Origin of the sequence: Micromonospora sp. NPDC047134 (assembly GCF_040643455.1) — a bacterium.
Taxonomy (GTDB): Bacteria; Actinomycetota; Actinomycetes; order Mycobacteriales; family Micromonosporaceae; genus Micromonospora.
On the sequence record NZ_JBEYUI010000018.1, the window covers coordinates 75,047 to 91,968 of the forward strand.

General features: G+C 71.1%; 15 protein-coding genes. 10 read left to right on the plus strand and 5 right to left on the minus strand.

The annotated features are described in order from the left end of the window. The first annotated feature begins 5 nt into the window (after nt 1–5). The 4 genes from ABZ795_RS21115 to thiC are packed head-to-tail and all read left to right on the plus strand — an operon-like array spanning nt 6 to nt 3,826. Nucleotides 6–779 (plus strand): thiazole synthase, encoded by a 774-nt coding sequence (locus ABZ795_RS21115; protein ID WP_357531567.1) that lies wholly within the window; start codon nt 6–8, stop codon nt 777–779. Then, entirely contained in the window at nt 776–1,432 is a 657-nt protein-coding gene (locus tag ABZ795_RS21120) for a thiamine phosphate synthase (protein WP_357531568.1), read from the plus strand. The genes ABZ795_RS21115 and ABZ795_RS21120 overlap by 4 nt, the downstream gene beginning before the upstream one ends. Further along, a complete protein-coding gene (thiD, locus tag ABZ795_RS21125) occupies nt 1,429–2,217 on the plus strand; it encodes a bifunctional hydroxymethylpyrimidine kinase/phosphomethylpyrimidine kinase (RefSeq protein ID WP_357531569.1) in 789 nt (262 codons plus the stop codon). The genes ABZ795_RS21120 and thiD overlap by 4 nt, the downstream gene beginning before the upstream one ends. Before the next feature lie 16 nt (nt 2,218–2,233). Continuing rightward, nucleotides 2,234–3,826: a phosphomethylpyrimidine synthase ThiC gene (gene thiC, locus ABZ795_RS21130; protein ID WP_357531570.1), complete on the plus strand. Its 1,593-nt coding sequence runs from the start codon at nt 2,234–2,236 to the stop codon at nt 3,824–3,826. Nucleotides 3,827–3,861: 35 nt separating this feature from the next. On the opposite strand, the gene ABZ795_RS21135 is transcribed toward thiC, so the two are convergent. From ABZ795_RS21135 to ABZ795_RS21150, 4 genes are all read right to left on the minus strand, one after another. Then, nucleotides 3,862–6,036 (minus strand): hypothetical protein, encoded by a 2,175-nt coding sequence (locus ABZ795_RS21135; RefSeq protein WP_357531571.1) that lies wholly within the window; start codon nt 6,034–6,036, stop codon nt 3,862–3,864. Nucleotides 6,037–6,114: 78 nt separating this feature from the next. Continuing rightward, nucleotides 6,115–6,444 (minus strand): cupin, encoded by a 330-nt coding sequence (locus tag ABZ795_RS21140; protein WP_327024055.1) that lies wholly within the window; start codon nt 6,442–6,444, stop codon nt 6,115–6,117. Further along, the gene (locus ABZ795_RS21145; RefSeq protein WP_357531572.1) at nt 6,441–7,391 is read right to left on the minus strand and encodes an LLM class F420-dependent oxidoreductase; all 951 of its coding nucleotides are present in this window, start codon (nt 7,389–7,391) and stop codon (nt 6,441–6,443) included. Before ABZ795_RS21145 ends, ABZ795_RS21140 begins: the two co-directional genes overlap by 4 nt. 2 nt (nt 7,392–7,393) lie before the next feature. After that, nucleotides 7,394–8,179, minus strand: coding sequence for an ABC transporter ATP-binding protein (locus tag ABZ795_RS21150; RefSeq protein WP_357531573.1), 786 nt, complete (start codon nt 8,177–8,179; stop codon nt 7,394–7,396). Between the two features lie 267 nt (nt 8,180–8,446). Here ABZ795_RS21150 and ABZ795_RS21155 point away from each other — a divergent pair, with 267 nt between their 5' ends. Together ABZ795_RS21155 and ABZ795_RS21160 are read left to right on the plus strand one after the other, a co-directional pair. Continuing rightward, nucleotides 8,447–9,472: an ABC transporter substrate-binding protein gene (locus ABZ795_RS21155; protein ID WP_357531574.1), complete on the plus strand. Its 1,026-nt coding sequence runs from the start codon at nt 8,447–8,449 to the stop codon at nt 9,470–9,472. 90 nt (nt 9,473–9,562) lie between these two features. Next, entirely contained in the window at nt 9,563–10,423 is an 861-nt protein-coding gene (locus ABZ795_RS21160; protein WP_357531575.1) for an ABC transporter permease, read from the plus strand. A 190-nt stretch (nt 10,424–10,613) separates the two neighbouring features. Here ABZ795_RS21160 and ABZ795_RS21165 read toward each other — a convergent pair whose 3' ends face one another. Further along, entirely contained in the window at nt 10,614–11,795 is a 1,182-nt protein-coding gene (locus ABZ795_RS21165) for an ABC transporter substrate-binding protein (RefSeq protein WP_327024060.1), read from the minus strand. Between the two features lie 447 nt (nt 11,796–12,242). Between ABZ795_RS21165 and ABZ795_RS21170 the strand changes: the two genes are divergently transcribed. From ABZ795_RS21170 to ABZ795_RS21185, 4 genes are read left to right on the plus strand one after another with little or no spacing between them, the layout of a single operon-like run. Further along, entirely contained in the window at nt 12,243–15,404 is a 3,162-nt protein-coding gene (locus tag ABZ795_RS21170; protein WP_357531576.1) for a nitrate- and nitrite sensing domain-containing protein, read from the plus strand. After that, nucleotides 15,401–15,808 (plus strand): roadblock/LC7 domain-containing protein, encoded by a 408-nt coding sequence (locus ABZ795_RS21175; RefSeq protein ID WP_030329975.1) that lies wholly within the window; start codon nt 15,401–15,403, stop codon nt 15,806–15,808. The genes ABZ795_RS21170 and ABZ795_RS21175 overlap by 4 nt, the downstream gene beginning before the upstream one ends. A 40-nt stretch (nt 15,809–15,848) precedes the next feature. Beyond that, entirely contained in the window at nt 15,849–16,211 is a 363-nt protein-coding gene (locus ABZ795_RS21180; protein ID WP_357531577.1) for a DUF742 domain-containing protein, read from the plus strand. Beyond that, nucleotides 16,192–16,815: an ATP/GTP-binding protein gene (locus ABZ795_RS21185; RefSeq protein ID WP_327024063.1), complete on the plus strand. Its 624-nt coding sequence runs from the start codon at nt 16,192–16,194 to the stop codon at nt 16,813–16,815. The genes ABZ795_RS21180 and ABZ795_RS21185 overlap by 20 nt, the downstream gene beginning before the upstream one ends. Nucleotides 16,816–16,922: the final 107 nt, after the last annotated feature.

Consider the following 16,922-nt stretch of genomic DNA (forward strand, 5'->3'; position numbering starts at 1 on the left):
CCAGGATGGACGGCTTCGAGATCGGCGGTACCCGGTTCGGGTCCCGGCTGATCCTGGGTACCGGCGGAGCGGCCAACCTGCACGTGCTCGAACAGGCGATCCGGGCCTCCGGCACCGAGCTGGTCACCCTGGCCCTGCGCCGGGTGGACACCGTACCCGGCGGCTCCGGAGGTCTGCTGGACCTGCTGGACCGGTGCGGGGTGCGACTGCTGCCGAACACGGCCGGCTGCTACACCGCCCGGGAAGCCGTGAAGGTGGCGCACCTGGCCCGGGACGCCTTCGACACCGACTGGGTCAAACTGGAGGTGATCGGCGACGAGCGGACCCTGCTGCCCGACGGGGTGGAACTGCTGCGCGCCGCCGAGGAACTCGTCGCCGACGGATTCACCGTGCTGCCGTACACCTCGGATGATCCGATCCTGGCTCGTCGGCTGGCCGACGTCGGTTGCGCGGCGGTGATGCCGGCGGGCTCGCCGATCGGGTCCGGGCTGGGGGTGTCCAACCCTCACCACATCCGGCTGATCCGGCAGAGCGTCGAGGTGCCGGTGATCCTGGACGCCGGGATCGGTACCGCCTCGGACGCGGCGTTGGCCATGGAGCTGGGCTGCGACGCGGTGTTGCTGGCCAGCGCGGTGACCCGGGCTGCGGACCCGGTGGCGATGGCCACCGCGATGCGCCACGCGATCACCGCCGGTCGCCTGGCCGCCGGTGCCGGCCGCATCCCCCGCCGCCTCCACGCCCTGGCCAGCACCCCCGACGAAGGCCGCCCCGAGCTATGACCCCGCACCCGGGCGCCGACGGCTTGTCCGGGGGTGTCTCCGGCGTGGTGGTGCTGACGGACCGGCGGGTGGCCCGGCGGCCGTTGGCGGAGGTGGTGGCGGCGGCCGTGGCCGGGGGCGTGCGCTGGGTGCTGCTGCGCGAGAAGGACCTGCCCCGCGCCGAACGGTTCGCCCTCGCCGCCGACCTGCGGCCGATCCTGGCCGAGGCCGGCGGCACCCTGATCGTCGCCGGCCCCGACCCCCTGCTGCCCGCCCACTCCGCCGCTGTGCACCTGTCGGCGAGTGACCCCGGTCCGCCGCCGAGGGCTGACCTGGTCGGTCGGTCCTGTCACGACGAGGCGGAACTGCGTCGGCTGCGCACCGAGGACTACGTCACCCTCTCGCCGGTCTATCCGACCAGGACCAAACCCGGCTACGGGCCGGCGTTGGGGCCGGCGGGACTGGCCGGGTTGATCCGGCTGAGCCCGGTGCCGGTGCTGGCGCTCGGCGGCATCGAGACACCGGCCCAGGTACGCGCCTGTAGGCAGGCCGGCGCCGTCGGTGTCGCCGTCCTCGGCGCGATCATGCGTTCCCCTGACCCGCAGCAGACCGCTGCCGCACTGACCAGCGCCTTCCAGGCAGCTTCGACCAGCAATGTTGAGGAAGACGGATGACCCCTACCACCGTGCTCACCGTGGCCGGCTCGGACTCCGGCGGCGGCGCCGGCATCCAGGCCGACCTGAAGGTCTTCGCCGCCCTCGGCGCCTACGGCACGAGTGTGCTCACCGCGGTCACCGCGCAGAACACCCGAGGTGTGGACGCCGTCCTGCCGCTGCCCCCGCAGACGGTCACCGAACAGTTGGACAGCGTGCTGTCCGACTTCGCGGTGCGGGCGGTCAAGACCGGGATGCTGGGTACGCCGGCGGTGGCGGGTGCGATCGCCGACGCTGCGGCGGCCGGGCGACTGCCGCAGCTCGTCGTCGATCCGGTGCTGGTGGCCACCAGCGGACACCGCCTCGGGGTGGTGGCGGCGGTCGAGCGGCTGTTGCCGTACGCCCGGGTGGCGACCCCGAACAGCGCGGAGGCCGCGGCTCTCACCGGGGCTGCCGTGACGGATCTGGCGGAGATGACGACGGCCGCCCGGGCCCTGGCCGCCGGGGGCCCGGAGTGGGTGATCGTGACCGGCGGTGATGTGGACACCGGCGGCGAGGCCCTGGATGTGCTGCACGGCCCGGAGGGCACGACCGTGCTGCGGGCCCCCCGGGTGCCGACCCGGCACAGCCACGGGACCGGGTGTTCGTTCTCGGCGGCGACCGCGGTGCGGCTGGCCATGGGCGATCCGGTGCCGGTGGCGGTGGCGGAGGCCAAGAAGTACGTGAGCCGGGGACTGGCCGGCGCGCGGAACTGGGAGTTGGGTGCGGGACGCGGTCCGTTGGACCACTTTGGCTGGTCCGCCTGAGCACAGGGAGGCTGTCATGCAGGTACGGCGCAAGGTGTACGTCGAGGGCTCGCGGCCGGAGATCCGGGTGCCGTTCGCGGAGGTGGAGCTGACCGGGGACAACCCACCCGTACGGCTCTACGACACCTCCGGTCCGGGCTCCGACCCGCAGGTGGGGCTGTCCCCGCTGCGCGGGCCGTGGATCGCCGAGCGGGGGGATGTGGCCCCGGTACGCGGTCCGGGCACCCCCCTGGCCGGGGCGGACGGCAAGCGGCCGACCCAGCTGGGGTACGCCCGGGCCGGGGTGGTCACCCCGGAGATGGAGTTCGTGGCGATCCGGGAGGGCATGTCACCGGAGTTCGTCCGGGAGGAGATCGCATCCGGGCGGGCGGTGCTGCCGCTGAACGTCAACCACCCGGAGTGCGAGCCGGCCATCATCGGCAAGGCCTTCCTGGTCAAGGTGAACGCCAACATCGGCACCTCGGCGGTCAGTTCCTCCGTTGCCGAGGAGGTGGAGAAGCTGACCTGGGCTACCCGGTGGGGCGCGGACACCGTGATGGACCTGTCCACCGGCAAGCGGATCCACGAGACCCGGGAGGCGATCGTGCGCAACTCGCCGGTGCCGATCGGCACGGTGCCGATCTACCAGGCGCTGGAAAAGGTCGGCGGTGACCCGGTCGAGTTGAGCTGGGAGGTCTTCCGGGAGACCGTGATCGAGCAGGCCGAGCAGGGCGTGGACTACCTGACCGTGCACGCCGGGGTGCTGCTGCCGTACGTGCCGTTGGCGGTGGACCGGGTGACCGGCATCGTGTCCCGGGGCGGGTCGATCATGGCGGCCTGGTGCCTGGCGCACCACGAGGAGAACTTCCTCTACACCAACTTCCGGGAACTGTGCGAGATCCTGGCCCGCTACGACGTGACCTTCTCCCTCGGCGACGGGCTGCGGCCGGGGTCGATCGCGGACGCCAACGACGAGGCCCAGTTCGCCGAGCTGCGCACGCTTGGCGAGCTGACGAAGATCGCCTGGGAGTACGACGTACAGGTGATGATCGAGGGTCCGGGTCATGTGCCGATGCACAAGATCAAGGAGAACGTGGACCGCCAGCAGGAGTGGTGCCACGAGGCCCCCTTCTACACCCTGGGCCCGCTGACCACGGACATCGCACCCGCGTACGACCACATCACCTCGGCCATCGGGGCGGCGATGATCGGCATGTTCGGCACCGCGATGCTCTGCTACGTGACCCCGAAGGAGCACCTGGGCCTGCCGGACCGGGACGACGTCAAGGCGGGCGTGATCGCGTACAAGATCGCGGCCCACGCGGCCGACCTGGCCAAGGGGCACCCGGGCGCTCAGGCCTGGGACGACGCCCTGTCCAAGGCGCGGTTCGAGTTCCGCTGGGAAGACCAGTTCAACCTGTCCCTGGACCCGGAGACCGCGCGGTCGTACCACGATGCGACGCTGCCGGCCGAACCGGCGAAGACGGCCCACTTCTGCTCGATGTGCGGGCCGAAGTTCTGCTCCATGAAGATCACCCAGGACCTCAAGGAGTACGCCGCCCGGGGCATGAAGGACAAGTCCGACGAGTTCCTGGCCGCCGGCGGGCGGGTCTACCTGCCGCTGGCCTGACCGGTCCGCTCTGCCGGCCGGTCACCGGGGTCGATTCAGTCCCGGTGGTGCCGGCCGGTCGAGCGCAGCGAGCGGCGGGACTTCTTCGGACCGGGCTCCTCCTCGGCCACGGGCCGACCGAGCCCGGTCACCCAGTCCACGTACTCCTCGTCCTGGGCGGGCAGCGGCTCCTCACCGTCGACCATGCCGCCCGGGCGGGATCTGCCCCGCCGGAACAGGCCACGCAGACCCTTGTCGCGGTCCTCACCGGGCTGGATGTCCTCTGGGGCGACCGCAGGTGGCTTGGTGAAGGCGGCGGACAGGTCACGGGCGGTGGCCGCCGGGTCGGTGGCGCGGGCCGGGGCGGCGGCGAAGGCCGCCGAGACCTCCGGTGTGGTGGTCTGCTGGTCCTCGGCCGGTGGCGGATCGGCCGGTCGGGCGGGCGCGAAGGCGTTCCACGGCGTTGCCGAGTTCAGTTCGGGCAACGACAGGCGGTGCCGGGGGCGTGGCGCCGGTTCGGGCCGCAAATCGGTGGGGGCCGAGTCGGTGAGGGTGGACGGGGACTGCGTCGGCCGGGCGCTGTCCTCCGGAGTGGCCGGGGCGTTCAGGTCAGGTTCGACGGGGCCGGTCGCCTCCGAGGAGGTGGCGGTAGGCGCGCTGGGGTCGGCTGGACTGTTGTCGTCACCGGTTTTGGTGGCCTCCGGCAGGACGACCGGTTTCGCCTGCTCGGGCTGTTGGTCCGCAGACTGCTCTGGCTGTGGCTTCACCGGGGCGGCCGTCGTACCGGCCCGGGGTTTGCGGGTCCGCCGGGGGGTCGGCGCCTTGCCCGCCGAAGCCTCGACTGGATCTGGCGCTGCTGACGCAGCCGGGGCGGGTGCCAGCGGCGAGCGGGCGGACCGCTTGGCCAGCGGAATGTCACTGCCGTCGCCCACCGGAGCGGAGTCCTCCGCAGGATCGACTGTCTCCGCCGCCGGGGTCGGTGCCCGCTGAGTCTCGACGGCCGACGTGGTGGCCGCTGTTGGTCCGGGTTCTGTGGTCGCCGCAGCCGCACTCGGCGCAGGTTCCCAGGCCACCGTGGCCGGTTCGGATTCTGTCGCGGACAGGTGGTCGGTGGCCGGGGTCGGGTCGGGGTGGCGGTCGGCAGCCGAGGTCGGTGGCAGTCGCCGTGCTTCGGGGCTGGCTTCGGTCGTGACCTCGGTGGCCGTCGATGGGTCCAGGGAGGGCTGGGGTTCCGGCCACTGCCAGTGCGGTGGGGCGTCGGCAGCCGCTACGGGGTGATGCTCGGCCGAACGGGGCGAGGAGGCGGGCAGGGCCGGGGTGGCGGGTAGCGGCTGGAGGATCGCGGTCGGTTCGATGGCCGGGGTGCCGGAGGCGGAACGACCGGTCAGCGGCCAGGGCAGCAGAGCGGCGGCGGCCGAACCGAGGGCGCCGACCGCGATCGCGATCAGGGCACCGTAGTACGGGGCTAGTTGGTAGCGGTCGGCGGAGTCGCCGGGCCCGGCGGCCAGGTAGGCGAAGGCCACCAGCACCGGCCCGGCCACCCCGCTCGGCCCGCTGGTCAGCGGGGGGTGTCCGCGCCAGCGGGCGACAGCTCCACCGGCCAGCCCGGCCAGTAGCGCCAGCAGCGGCAGAATCAGCAACGCCAACCGTTGGGCCGTGTCGGCGGACAGCCAGGACGGTTCCAGCACGCCTAGGCGGACCGGGGTCAGCGGCCCGCTGGCACCCAGGGAGGGTACGACCGACAGCAGGGCGATCAGCCACATCGCCCCGGCCAGGGCGGCCATGTTCCAGGCGAATGGTGGGCGGACCAGGACGGCCAGCGCGGCACCGGCCCCGACCACCGCGCCGAGGACGGCGCAGATGGCGACCGCCCAGACCGGGTCGACCGAGATGAGCTCGGCGCTGCGGGCCGGCTGCATGCACAAGGGTGCCACGACGGTGGCCCCCAGGGCAGCGCTGCCGGCCACCGCCAGTTGCCGGCCGGTGCCGGTGAGCTGGCGGTCCTGCCGGGCCGCCCGCTCGGTCAGCACGGCACCGATCACGGCGGCGTTCGCCGCGAACCAGCCGACCCAGACGAGCTGGGCCGGCCACTGGTTGACGGTGGCGCCGTTGAAGGCGCCGGTGAGCCGGATGATGCCGAAGCCGAAGGCGAGGCCAAGCTGACCGGCTCCGGCCAGCAGGCTGACGCCGAACGCCGTGAGCAGTAGGCGGCTCAAGGTCCGATTGGCCATGTCCGGCACGTTACGTTCCGTTGCCACCGATCGCCACCGGCGCGCCGTGAACGCCCGTCCTACCTGGTTGCGGTAGGGCTACTTGAGTTCGATCAGTCGAGCCAGGTATGTCGTGTCGCCGACATTGGTGAGCATGTGCACCGCCCCGGGGTCGCGGTAGACCACCCCACCGGTCGGCTCGTCCGCGTCGATCCGGACGCCGTCGACGGTCTGGATCAGATTCTTCGCACCCTCAACGGCCACCACCAGGTAGGGGTGGTCGTGGCGGTGCAGGGGCTGCTGCTCGCCCGGCTCCAGCCGGATGTGCCAGACCCGTACCCGGTCGTTCTCGTAGACGATCTCCTGGCCCACCGGGCCGAGGACCAGGTCCTGGTCGGTCGCCGGGGCCACGGGGTTGTTGTCGATCATCGGGTCTTCTCCAGGTGGGGGAGCACCTCGCTGGCGATGAGCTCCAGGTGGTCGAGGTCAGACAGGTCGATCAGACGCAGGTGCACCCGCTCGGTGCCGATCGCGGCGAACTCGCCGATCCGGTCGACCAGTTGCTGCGGCGAGCCGACCACCGGATCCTCGGGCGGCAGGGCGCTCTTGACGTGCAGCGGCGCCGCCCGCCGTGCGGCCTCCGCATCGGTACGCCCGACTGCCACCACGATGCCGGCCGAGTACACCAGCGGGGCTCGTCCGCGGTCGGCGCGGCCGATCTGGTCGCAGGCCCGCCGGACTCGCTCGTACGCCGCCGCGGTCTGCTCCAGGCTGGTGAACGGAACGTTGAACTCGTCGGCGTACCGGGCGGCCAGTTCCGGGGTACGCCGGGGACCCCGCCCGCCCACGATGATCGGCGGGCCGGGGGTCTGCACCGGCTTCGGCAGCGCGGGGGCCTCGGTGAGCTGGTAGTGCTTCCCGGTGTAGCTGAAGGTCTCGCCCGATCGCGTGGCCCACAGTCCGCTGATCACTTCCAACTGCTCGGCGAACCGGTCGAAGCGTTCCCCGACCGAGGGGAACGGGATGCCGTACGAGGTGTGCTCGCGGGCGTACCACCCGGCCCCGATGCCCAGCTCGACCCGGCCGCCGCTCATCTGGTCCACCTGGGCCACCATCACGGCCAGTGGCCCGGGCAGCCGGAAGGTGGCCGAGGTGACCAGGGTGCCGAGCCGGATCCGGCTGGTCTCCCGGGCCAGGGCGGCCAGGGTCAGCCAGGCGTCGGTCGGGCCGGGCAGGGCCGGCTCGTCCCCCATCGCCTGGTAGTGGTCGGCGCGGAGGAAGCCCTCGAACCCGCCCTCCTCGGCGAGCCGGGCGAAGCGGAGCTGATCCTCGTAGCTGGCGCCCCGGTGCGGTTCAGTGAATACGGTGACGCGCACCCTCATCGTCCTTCCGGACCGACGCCCAGCGGCTGGTCGCGTTCCATCAGCAGCTCGTGCAGGTCGGCGCTGACCTGGGCGACCTCCGCCAGGTGGGCGTGGCGGCCCAGGGTGCGGGGTCGGGGGATGGCCACCTCGACGATCTTTCGTACCCGGCCGGGGCGCGGGCTGAGCACGACCACCCGGTCGGCCAGCAGGACGGCCTCGTCGATGGAGTGGGTGACGAAGACGACCGTGGCCCGGCTGCTCATGTGCACCCGCTGGAGTTCCCCGGACAGTTCCTCGCGAGTGAGCGCGTCCAGGGCGGAGAAGGGCTCGTCCATCAGCATCACCCGGGGGTTGCCGATCAGCGACCGGCACAGCGACACCCGCTGCTGCATACCGCCGGAGAGTTCGTGCGGCAGTCGTTTCTCGAACCCGGCCAGGCCGGCGACCTCCAGCAGTTGCCGGGCCCGCTCCCGGTGGTCGGCGCGCTTCCAGCCGAAGATCTCCACCGGCAGCAGCACGTTGTCCAGTACGGTCCGCCACGGCAGCAGGGCCGGTCGCTGGAACAGCATGGCGATGTCCTGGCGCGGTCCGGTGACCGGGTCGCCACCCACGGTGATCGTGCCGGAGCTGACCGGAATCAACCCGGCGATCAACCGCAGCAGGGTGGACTTGCCGCACCCGGAGCGGCCGAGGACGGCGACGAACTCGCCGTCGCCCACGTCGAGGTCGATGCCGCGCAGCGCTTCGACTCGGCCGGTACGGCCGTCGAAGGTGCGGGACACCTCGGACAGACGGATCATCTCCGGGGGCCTCCGGCTGAGTGGTTGATCAGCAATCCGTCAAAGGCTAACCGGCTCTGTGCAGATTGCACCGTCCGGGGTGGAGTTGACTTTGTTTCCTTACCGCAACCCGATGCGCCTGGTGTCACAAAGCGAGACTTCTCGTACGCTGTGCCCGCGAAGAATCCCCCTCGATGCGCGGTGTCGGCTCCCTCCCGGCTGCCGGCGCCGCCCGACAGACCCCTCCGGCGGCCCGATGCCCCGGTGGGAAAGGACAAGGTGTACTTGATGAGAAGGCTGACCCGTACGGTCGCCGCGGCCACGATGGCCACCGCACTAGCCCTCGTCGCCGCGTGCAGCGGCTCGGACGAGGCCGACGACACCAACGGCGGTGGCGCCGCCCTGGAGCAGGTGACCTACCTGACCTCGTTCGGTAACTTCGGGCGTGACGCCTACGCCTGGGTGGCCAAGGAGAAGGGCTACTTCAAGGAGGCCGGCTTCGAGGTCGAGATCAAGCCTGGCCAGGGCACCGGCTCGATCATCCAGACGGTCGTCGGCGGGCAGGCGCACTTCGGCCCGATCGACCTGACCGGTGGCCTGCTGCAACTCGGCAACGGCGAGGCCAAGGACTTCGTCGCGGTCGCCGCGATCCAGCAGCGCACGATGGCGGCCATCGCCACCGTCGAGGGCACCGGCATCAACACCCCGAAGGACCTGGAGGGCAAGAAGCTCGCCGACACCCCCGGCTCCGTCGTACGCAACCTCTTCCCGACGTACGCCCGGATGGCCGGCATCGACCACACCAAGGTCACCTGGGTCAACGGTGAGGCCCAGACCCTGATGGTCACCCTCGGCTCCGGCTCGGTCGACGGCATCGGTCAGTTCGTCGTCGGTCAGCCGACGATCGAGGCGGTGACCAAGAAGAAGGCCGTTCTGCTGCCGTACAGCAACGTGATGCAGGATCTCTACGGCAACGTGCTGATCACCTCGAAGCAGATCGCCAGCGAAAAGCCGGAGATGGTCAAGCGGTTCACTGCGGCGCTGCTCAGGGGCCTGGAGGACGCCCTGGCCAACCCGCAGGAGGCGGCCGAGATCCTGGCCAAGAACGTCGAGGCGGTCAACCCCGTCGCGGCTGCCGCCGAGCTTCAGCTGATGGCCGGCTACGTCCGCTCCAGCAACTCCGGCACCGCCCTGGGCACCCTGGACAGTGGCCGGGTGGCGAAGAGTATCGCCATCCTGCGCGGTGCGGGTGCGTTGAAGTCGGATCTGACCCCCGAGCAGGTCATCGACTTCAACCTGGCCCCCAAGAGCTGAAGCTGATCACGTCGATGCCGGGTACGCCGCACCCCACGACAGGTGCGGCGTACCGGCGTCGACGCCGAAACACCACATTCAGGAGGTCCGATGACCGACGTCCGTCCGCGGCAGACGGTGGGGCAGACACTGCCCGAGCCGTCCTCTGCCGTACCGCGTCCCCGGCGCTGGCGCGCCGGTGACCTGCGGATCGCCACCGTGGCGGCGGTGTTACCGGCCGTTGGGCTGTTGATCGCGTTCGGGGTCTGGTGGCTGGCCGCTCGGCTGGAGTTGATCCACCCGGCCGCCCTGCCGCCGCCGGGTTCGGTGCTGTCCGCGTTCGCCGACCGGCCGCAACGGTTGCTGGAGCACACCGCGCTCACCACCCGGGAGATCCTGGTCGGCTTCGCGCTCTCCGCCGCGGCGGGAGTGCTGATCGGCCTGGCCTTGGCCGCCTCGCGGACGGTCGAGCGGATGTTCACCCCACTGCTGGTGGCCGTCAACGCCGTACCGAAGATCACCCTCGGCCCGCTGCTGGTGGTGGCGCTCGGTTGGGGTCAGAAGCCCATCCTGACCATGGTCTTCCTGCTCTGCTTCTTCCCGATCGTGCTGTCCACCGCTACCGGCCTGACGACCACCCCGGCCGACCTGGCCGAGCTGATCCGCTCCTACAACGCCTCCCGCTGGCAGGCGTTCCGGAAGATCCGCTTCCCGGCCGCCCTGCCGCAGATCTTCGTGGGCCTGAAGGTGGCCATGCCGTTGGCCGCGATCGGCGCGGTGATCGGCGAGTTCCAGGCCGGCGAGGGTGGTCTGGGCTATGTGATCCAGCAGTACGCCGGCATCGGCGACACCGCCACCGCCTGGGCGGCGATCATCCTGATCGCCCTGGTCAGCATCCTGCTCTACACCGCCCTGGTGGTCATCGAGCGCTTCAGCCTGCCCTGGGTCCGAGAAACCACCTCCAGCCGCTGACCCAACCCCCAGCACCCTCCAACGGACCGCACCCAGGACAGACAGCACCACTCACCCTGACCTGCGTCCGTCACCCGTGGACGAACGCAGGTGTGGCCCCAGCAACAACCGGCGCAGGGATCAAGCCTGACCGCCCGAAACCGGTTGTGCTGGGGCCACACCCCACCGAGCAAACCAGAGGACGAAGACCTCAGCCAGCCAACCTCCAACGCCCGTTACGAGCGACCAGAGTGGTCAGCGCCTGCGGCATCAGCCCGGAGTGGTTGTCCGGCGTCATCCGGATCGGCCCGGACAGTCCGTCCATCTGGGAGGTCTCCAGCACGTCCCGCAGGCTCTCCCGGTCGACCTTGCCGGCCGGACCACCGGCGCGCAGTTCAGCATCGACGATGAGCTGCACGGCGTCCGCCGCGAAGGACGAGGATCCGTGGTAGCCGCCGAAACGGGCGGTGTAGTCCTGGAACCACTGACGACGGGCGGCTTTGGCGGGGGTGGTGGCGATGACATCGTCGATCACCATCGTCTGGGTGAAGACCAGGGTGGCCCGTTCGGCGGCCCGGGCCGAGGCGCCGAGGAAGAGGTCACCCGCGGCGGAGGCGTCGAAGAACAGGCGCCCGGTGAAGCCGGCCTGCTTGACCGCGCCGGCGGCCAGCATCGCCTGCTCCGGTGGGGTCCAGACGACCAGCGCCTCAGGCTGGGCGGCGGCCAGGGTGGCGGCCTGCCGGTCCACCTCGGTGTCGGTGGTGCGGACCGTGGCCTCGGCCAGCAGTTGGATCCCGGCCTTGCTGAACTCGCCCCGCAGGGCCTCGGCGCCCTCCTTGCCGTAGGCGTCGTCGCTGCGCAGCAGCCCCACGGAGGCGACCCGTCGACGGCTCAGTTCGCCGGTGATAGCGCCGGCATTATCGGCTGCATTCGGTGCCAGTTTGAACACGTAGCGTCGATCTGCCACCGGGTTGGATACCGCGCCGGCCGATGCCAGCGCGATGGTGGGGATCTGCTTCTCATTGATGGTGCGGACCGCGCCGACCGCGCATTCGTTGCAGCCGCCCATGATGATGGCGCTGACTTGTGAATCGTTGGCGAAGTCGACGATGTTGCGCAGTGACTCTCCGGCGTCGGAGCGGTTGTCCTTCGGCAGCAGTTTGATAGTCCGGCCGTTCAGGGCGCCGGAGTCATTCAGCTGTTCAATCTTCAACTCCAGTGCCTGCCGGTACGCCTTGCCGACGCTGGCGGCCGCCCCGGACAGTTCCAGGTCGGCGGCGATGACGATCGGCGAGGTGTCCTGCTCCTGCCCGCCGAACTGGCAGCCGGTGAGGGTGGTGGCCAGTAGAGCTGAAGCGGCCACCAGAGCGGTCGCGGAGCGGAAGGGGGTCAACTCTGTCCTCCTGATGCGGCACGGGCGGGGCCCGGTCACCGGCGGCGGCAGCGTCCTCAGTAGATATTCTGGTCGGGTCTGCCGTACCGTGTGCGCGAAGCCTGCAAAACCTTGCCAATGCCGGGCGCTGCGGTCAAGCGGAGCCAGCGGGAGCGTTTCGGGACACCAATCCCACATGTTGGGGTAGCGACCTGTTTTCGTTTGCTCACTCTGACGACACGAATGACCACTCTGGAGCTACATGCCCTGATCAAGGGCACTGTGGAAATGTAGGTATTAGTTGACCGGACTACAGGATGCGTGTCCTCCAACCGTTTCCTGCCTCACTGCGGCTTCCCAAACACGATCCCGTCTGATGAAATCGCGGCCGTGCCGCGCGTGGCGCCGGCCGTCGCTCCAGGCACGGATCGACGGGCCAGGCGCGGAGAAAACGACGGAGGCGATGTCGTGAGCACCGGACCGACGACCCTGCCCGCCAGCGGCGAAGCCGAGCGCAACGGCCGGCGCAGGCTGCCCCGGCTGCGTGACGCCCGGATCCGGTCCAAGCTGGCGCTGATCCTGGTCGTTCCGGTGGCCGCCGTCATCGCGCTGGCCACAGTTCGTCTGATCTCGGTCGGTGAAGGCGCCTTCGAGGCCACCCAGGCCCGCTCGCTGACCGCGCTGTCGACCAGGATCTCCGCCCTGACGAACGATCTGCACGCCGAGCGGATGACCGCCGCCGCCTACCTGGCCTCCACCCAGCAGCAGGTCGACGCGTACAACCTGCGGGTGCGTCGGACCCAGGAGCGGGTCGACGCCTACCGCGCGGAGCGGGCCCGGGTCGGTGAGGTCCCGGCGGCGGTGCGCGACCGCCTGGCGACCATCGACCGGCACCTGGACACCCTCGACGGCACCCGTCAGGAAGTGCTGGACCGCCAGCAGATGCAGGTAGCCGAGGCCGTGCTGCGCTACGGCGTGGTCCTGGCCGACCTGGTCTCCTACAGCGACGGTCTGGCCCAATTGCCGGGCGAGGAGAGTCTTGCCGACAGCCGACGGGCGGTGGCCGCCTTCGCCCGCGCCAAGGCGGCCGTCGCCGAGGAAGAGGCGATCGCCTTCACCGCACTGACCAACGGCCGGCTGGACACCGAGCAGTTCTCCGCCTTCGTGGCCACCCTGACCGGTCAGCAGGAGGCGCTGCTGGCCTTCTCCCTGGCCGCCGACCCGGTCCAGCAGGCGCTGGTCAACAGCACCGTCTCCGGTGACGCCGTGGTGCTGGCCGACCGGATCGCCACCGACATCAGCCGCACGGTCGGCCGGGATGCACCGGTGACCGCCCAGGAGGCCACGGCCGCGATCGGTGCGGTGCACGAACTGATGCGGTGGGCCGAGATCGAGCTGCAGAACCGCCTCCTGGCCCAGGCCGAGCAGGCCCGGTCGGACGTGATCCGGCAGGCGATCGTCGAGACGACCCTGGTGCTGCTCACCCTGATCATCGCGGTGACCCTGGCCGTGGTGCTGGCCCGCTCGCTCAACCACTCACTGCGTCGGCTCCGCGAGGGTGCCCTCTCGGTGGCCAACCACGACCTTCCCGAGGCGGTGCGTCGCCTCCAGGGCATGGGCAACGTCAGTGACGGCAGTGTCGAGGAGATCGTCCGCGAGGTACGGGACCCGATCAGGCTCGACAACCGTGACGAGGTGGGCCAGGTCGCCTCGGCCTTCAACGTCGTACACCGGGAGGCCGTCCGGGTCGCGGCCGAGCAGGCGGCGCTGCGCAGCAGCGTCTCGGCGATGTTCCTGAACCTCGCCCGACGCAGTCAGACCCTGGTCGACCGGATGATCGGTGAACTCGACGCGATCGAGCGCGGCGAGGAGGACCCGAAGCGTCTGGCCCAGCTCTTCGAGCTGGACCACCTGGCCACCCGGATGCGCCGCAACGACGAGAACCTGCTGGTGCTGGCCGGGGCCGACTCCGCGGTCCCGCGTCGTGAGGACGCCCTGCTGGTCGACGTGCTGCGCGCCGCCCAGTCCGAGGTGGAGCTCTACAACCGCATCGAGTTCGGCACGGTGGACACGGACGTGTCCGTGGCCGCCCACGCGGTCAACGACGTCGTACGGCTGGTGGCCGAGTTGCTCGACAACGCCACCCGCTTCTCCCCGCCGAACACCACCGTGGTCGCCGACGGTCGGCGGATCCGGGACTACGTGCTGATCCAGATCGAGGACCGTGGCCTGGGGCTGACCGACGAGCAGTTGGACACCCTGAACCGGCGGCTCGCCGCTCCTTCGACGGTGGACGTCGCGGCGTTCCGGCTGATGGGTCTGGCCGTGGTCAGCCGGCTGGCGGCGCGCTACAGCATCCGGGTCGAGCTGCGCCGCAACGTCGAGGGTGGCACGGTCGCCCAGATCACCCTGCCGGCCGCCACGGTGATCCTGCCGAGCCTCAGGGGCCGGGACCAGGCGATCACCCGGCCGCGTCAGCCGCTGGCGGTCGAGCCGGCCCCGACCGGTGCCGGTGACCCTCTGGCAGCCGCGGGGCGCAGCACCACCGCGACCCTCAGCGACCGGTGGCGCAGCGCCCCGACGGCCACCCCGTGGCCGGTCGCGGAACCGACCCCGGAGCAAACCCCACCGGCTCACGCGTCGCCACCGGCCTACGCCGGGGGTTTCAGCGCCGGGTCGCCCACGGTCGCGCAGCCGACCATCGATCCGCTGTCCTACCGGACGGCGAACTCGACCGGCGACCCGCGCCCGGCCGCACCCGTGCTGCCGGCCGGCCCGGTCGCCGGTGCCGCGGCCACCACCACCAACGGATTCACGCCGACCGCGGCTCCCACCGGGTTCGCGCCGACGGCGGGCCAGGGTCCCGGTGGCGGCCAGGACACCCCGATGTTCGGCGGGCTGGGGGCCAGTCTGGCCGCGACCGCCCCGCTGGCCAGCGCGCCGATCACCGCACCGGCGGAGCCGCCGCAGGCCGAGGCGCCCATCTTCCGCGAGATGGAGGCGGTCTGGTTCCGGTCGCACGGCAACGACGTGACGGCCATCTTCAGCCGGCCGCAGTTCGACGAGCCGTCGGCGACCGCCGGGGCCCCGACCGCCGCCGCGGCCACCGCTGACGTGTCGACACCGGCCGTCACACCGACCCAGGGACGCACCCCACTGCCCACCCGTACCCCGGGTGCGGCTGCCGGCGGGGCCGCCCTGCAGCCGCCGTCGTACCCGGTGTTCTCCGGCGGACCGACCGGCGCCCAGCCGGCTGCGCACGCCCCGACCCCGGCGGCGGCCCCGGCCGCGCCGGCCCCGCCACCGGCGGCCCCGCCACCGGCGCCGACTGCCGAGTCCGCCTCCGCCGCCGACGAGGCCTGGCGGACCGCGGCAGACGAGGGCTGGTCGCGCGCCAGCCAGGCGGCCGAGCCCACCCCGGCCGGGACGACCCGGTCCGGGCTGCCCAAGCGGGTGCCGCAGGCGCAGCTGGTGCCCGGTGGCATCGAACCCCGCAACGGACGGGAACACAGTCGGCGTACGCCGGACGAAGTCCGCGGTCTGCTGTCGGCCTACCACCGCGGCGTCCAGCGCGGCCGAACGGCCGGCGCGACTCAGAACAGCACCTCGACCAAGGAGACGAGCCGATGAACAGGCCCGCGGCCATGCAGGACATGGGTTGGCTACTGACCAACTTCGCCGACAGCGTGGCGGGAATCGCCCACGTGGTGGCGGTGTCCGCGGACGGGCTGCTGCTTGCCTCCTCCCGCGACCTGCCGGCGGACCGCGCGGATCAGCTGGCGGCCATCACCTCCGGGGTGGTCAGCCTGACCGAGGGCGCCGCGCGGATGTTCAGCGCCGGCGGGGTGTTGCAGACCGTCATCGAGATGGACAGCGGCTACCTGTTCCTGATGTCGATCAGCGACGGCTCGTCGATGGCGGTGCTGGCGGCGCGTAGCTGCGACGTGGGTCAAGTGGGTTACGAGATGGCCCTGCTGGTCGAGCGGGTGGGCGCGGCGCTGGTGCCGCTGCCCCGGGACGCGGTGCGGTCATAGCGGACGATGCCACGGCGGACGGGAGAGGAGGTGATTGCGGATGGATTCACGACGTGACCCGCGGGGTGCTCTGGTGCGACCGTACGCGGTCACCCGGGGGCGTACCGAACCGCTTCGGGACATCGCCCTGGAAGCGGTGCTGCTCGCCAGCCCCACCCAGATCGCCGAGTCGCGGTTTGCCGGGCACGACAAACATCGCATCGCAATGGTCTGCGAGGGCCGCCCCGAGTCGTTGGTGGAGATCGCCGCGTACACCCGGCTACCGCTGGGTGTCGCTCGGGTGCTGGTCGCCGACATGGTCTCCGAGGGCCTGCTGACGCTACAAACGGCTGCTCCCGCCACAGGTTTCGAGGAGCGGATGGAAATGCTGGGAAGGGTGCTGAGTGGACTTCGCGAGCTATGACCCCGCCGGGGCCCGCCAGAGCCGGGGAATCATCTCCGCGAAGATCGTCGTCGCGGGTGGCTTCGGTGTCGGCAAGACCACGTTGGTCGGGGCGATCTCGGAGATCACACCGCTGACCACCGAGGCGGTGATGACCGCGGCGGGCGTCGGTATCGATGACTCGTCCAAGGTGCCGGGCAAGGAGACCACCACGGTCGCCATGGACTTCGGCCGAATCACCATGGCGCAGGATCTGATCCTGTACCTCTTCGGCACGCCTGGTCAGACCCGGTTCTGGTTCATGTGGGACGAGATCATCCGTGGTGCGGTGGGGGCTGCCGTCCTGGTGGACACCCGCCGGATCACGGATGCCTTCGCACCGTTGGACTACTTCGAGAACCGCAGGCTGCCGTACGTGGTCGCCTTGAACCGGTTCGACGGCGCGCCGCAGTACGACCTGGATGAAGTGCGTGAGGCACTGGCCATCTCACCGGACGTCCCGCTGGTGATGACGGACGCCCGGCGGCGCGACGCGGTCAAGCAGGTGATGGTGACCGTCGTCGAACACGCCATGGCTCGGCTTCAGGCCGAGCACGACCGGGGTTTCCCGACTCCGGTCGGCTGACCTGGGAAGGGGCATCCGTCCCGCCTGCCCGGCACTTGTCGGGTCTCGGCGGGACGGGTGCCCTCGCCTGTTAAGCGGGGGCCCTTTATCTACCCCAGGCGTTAACC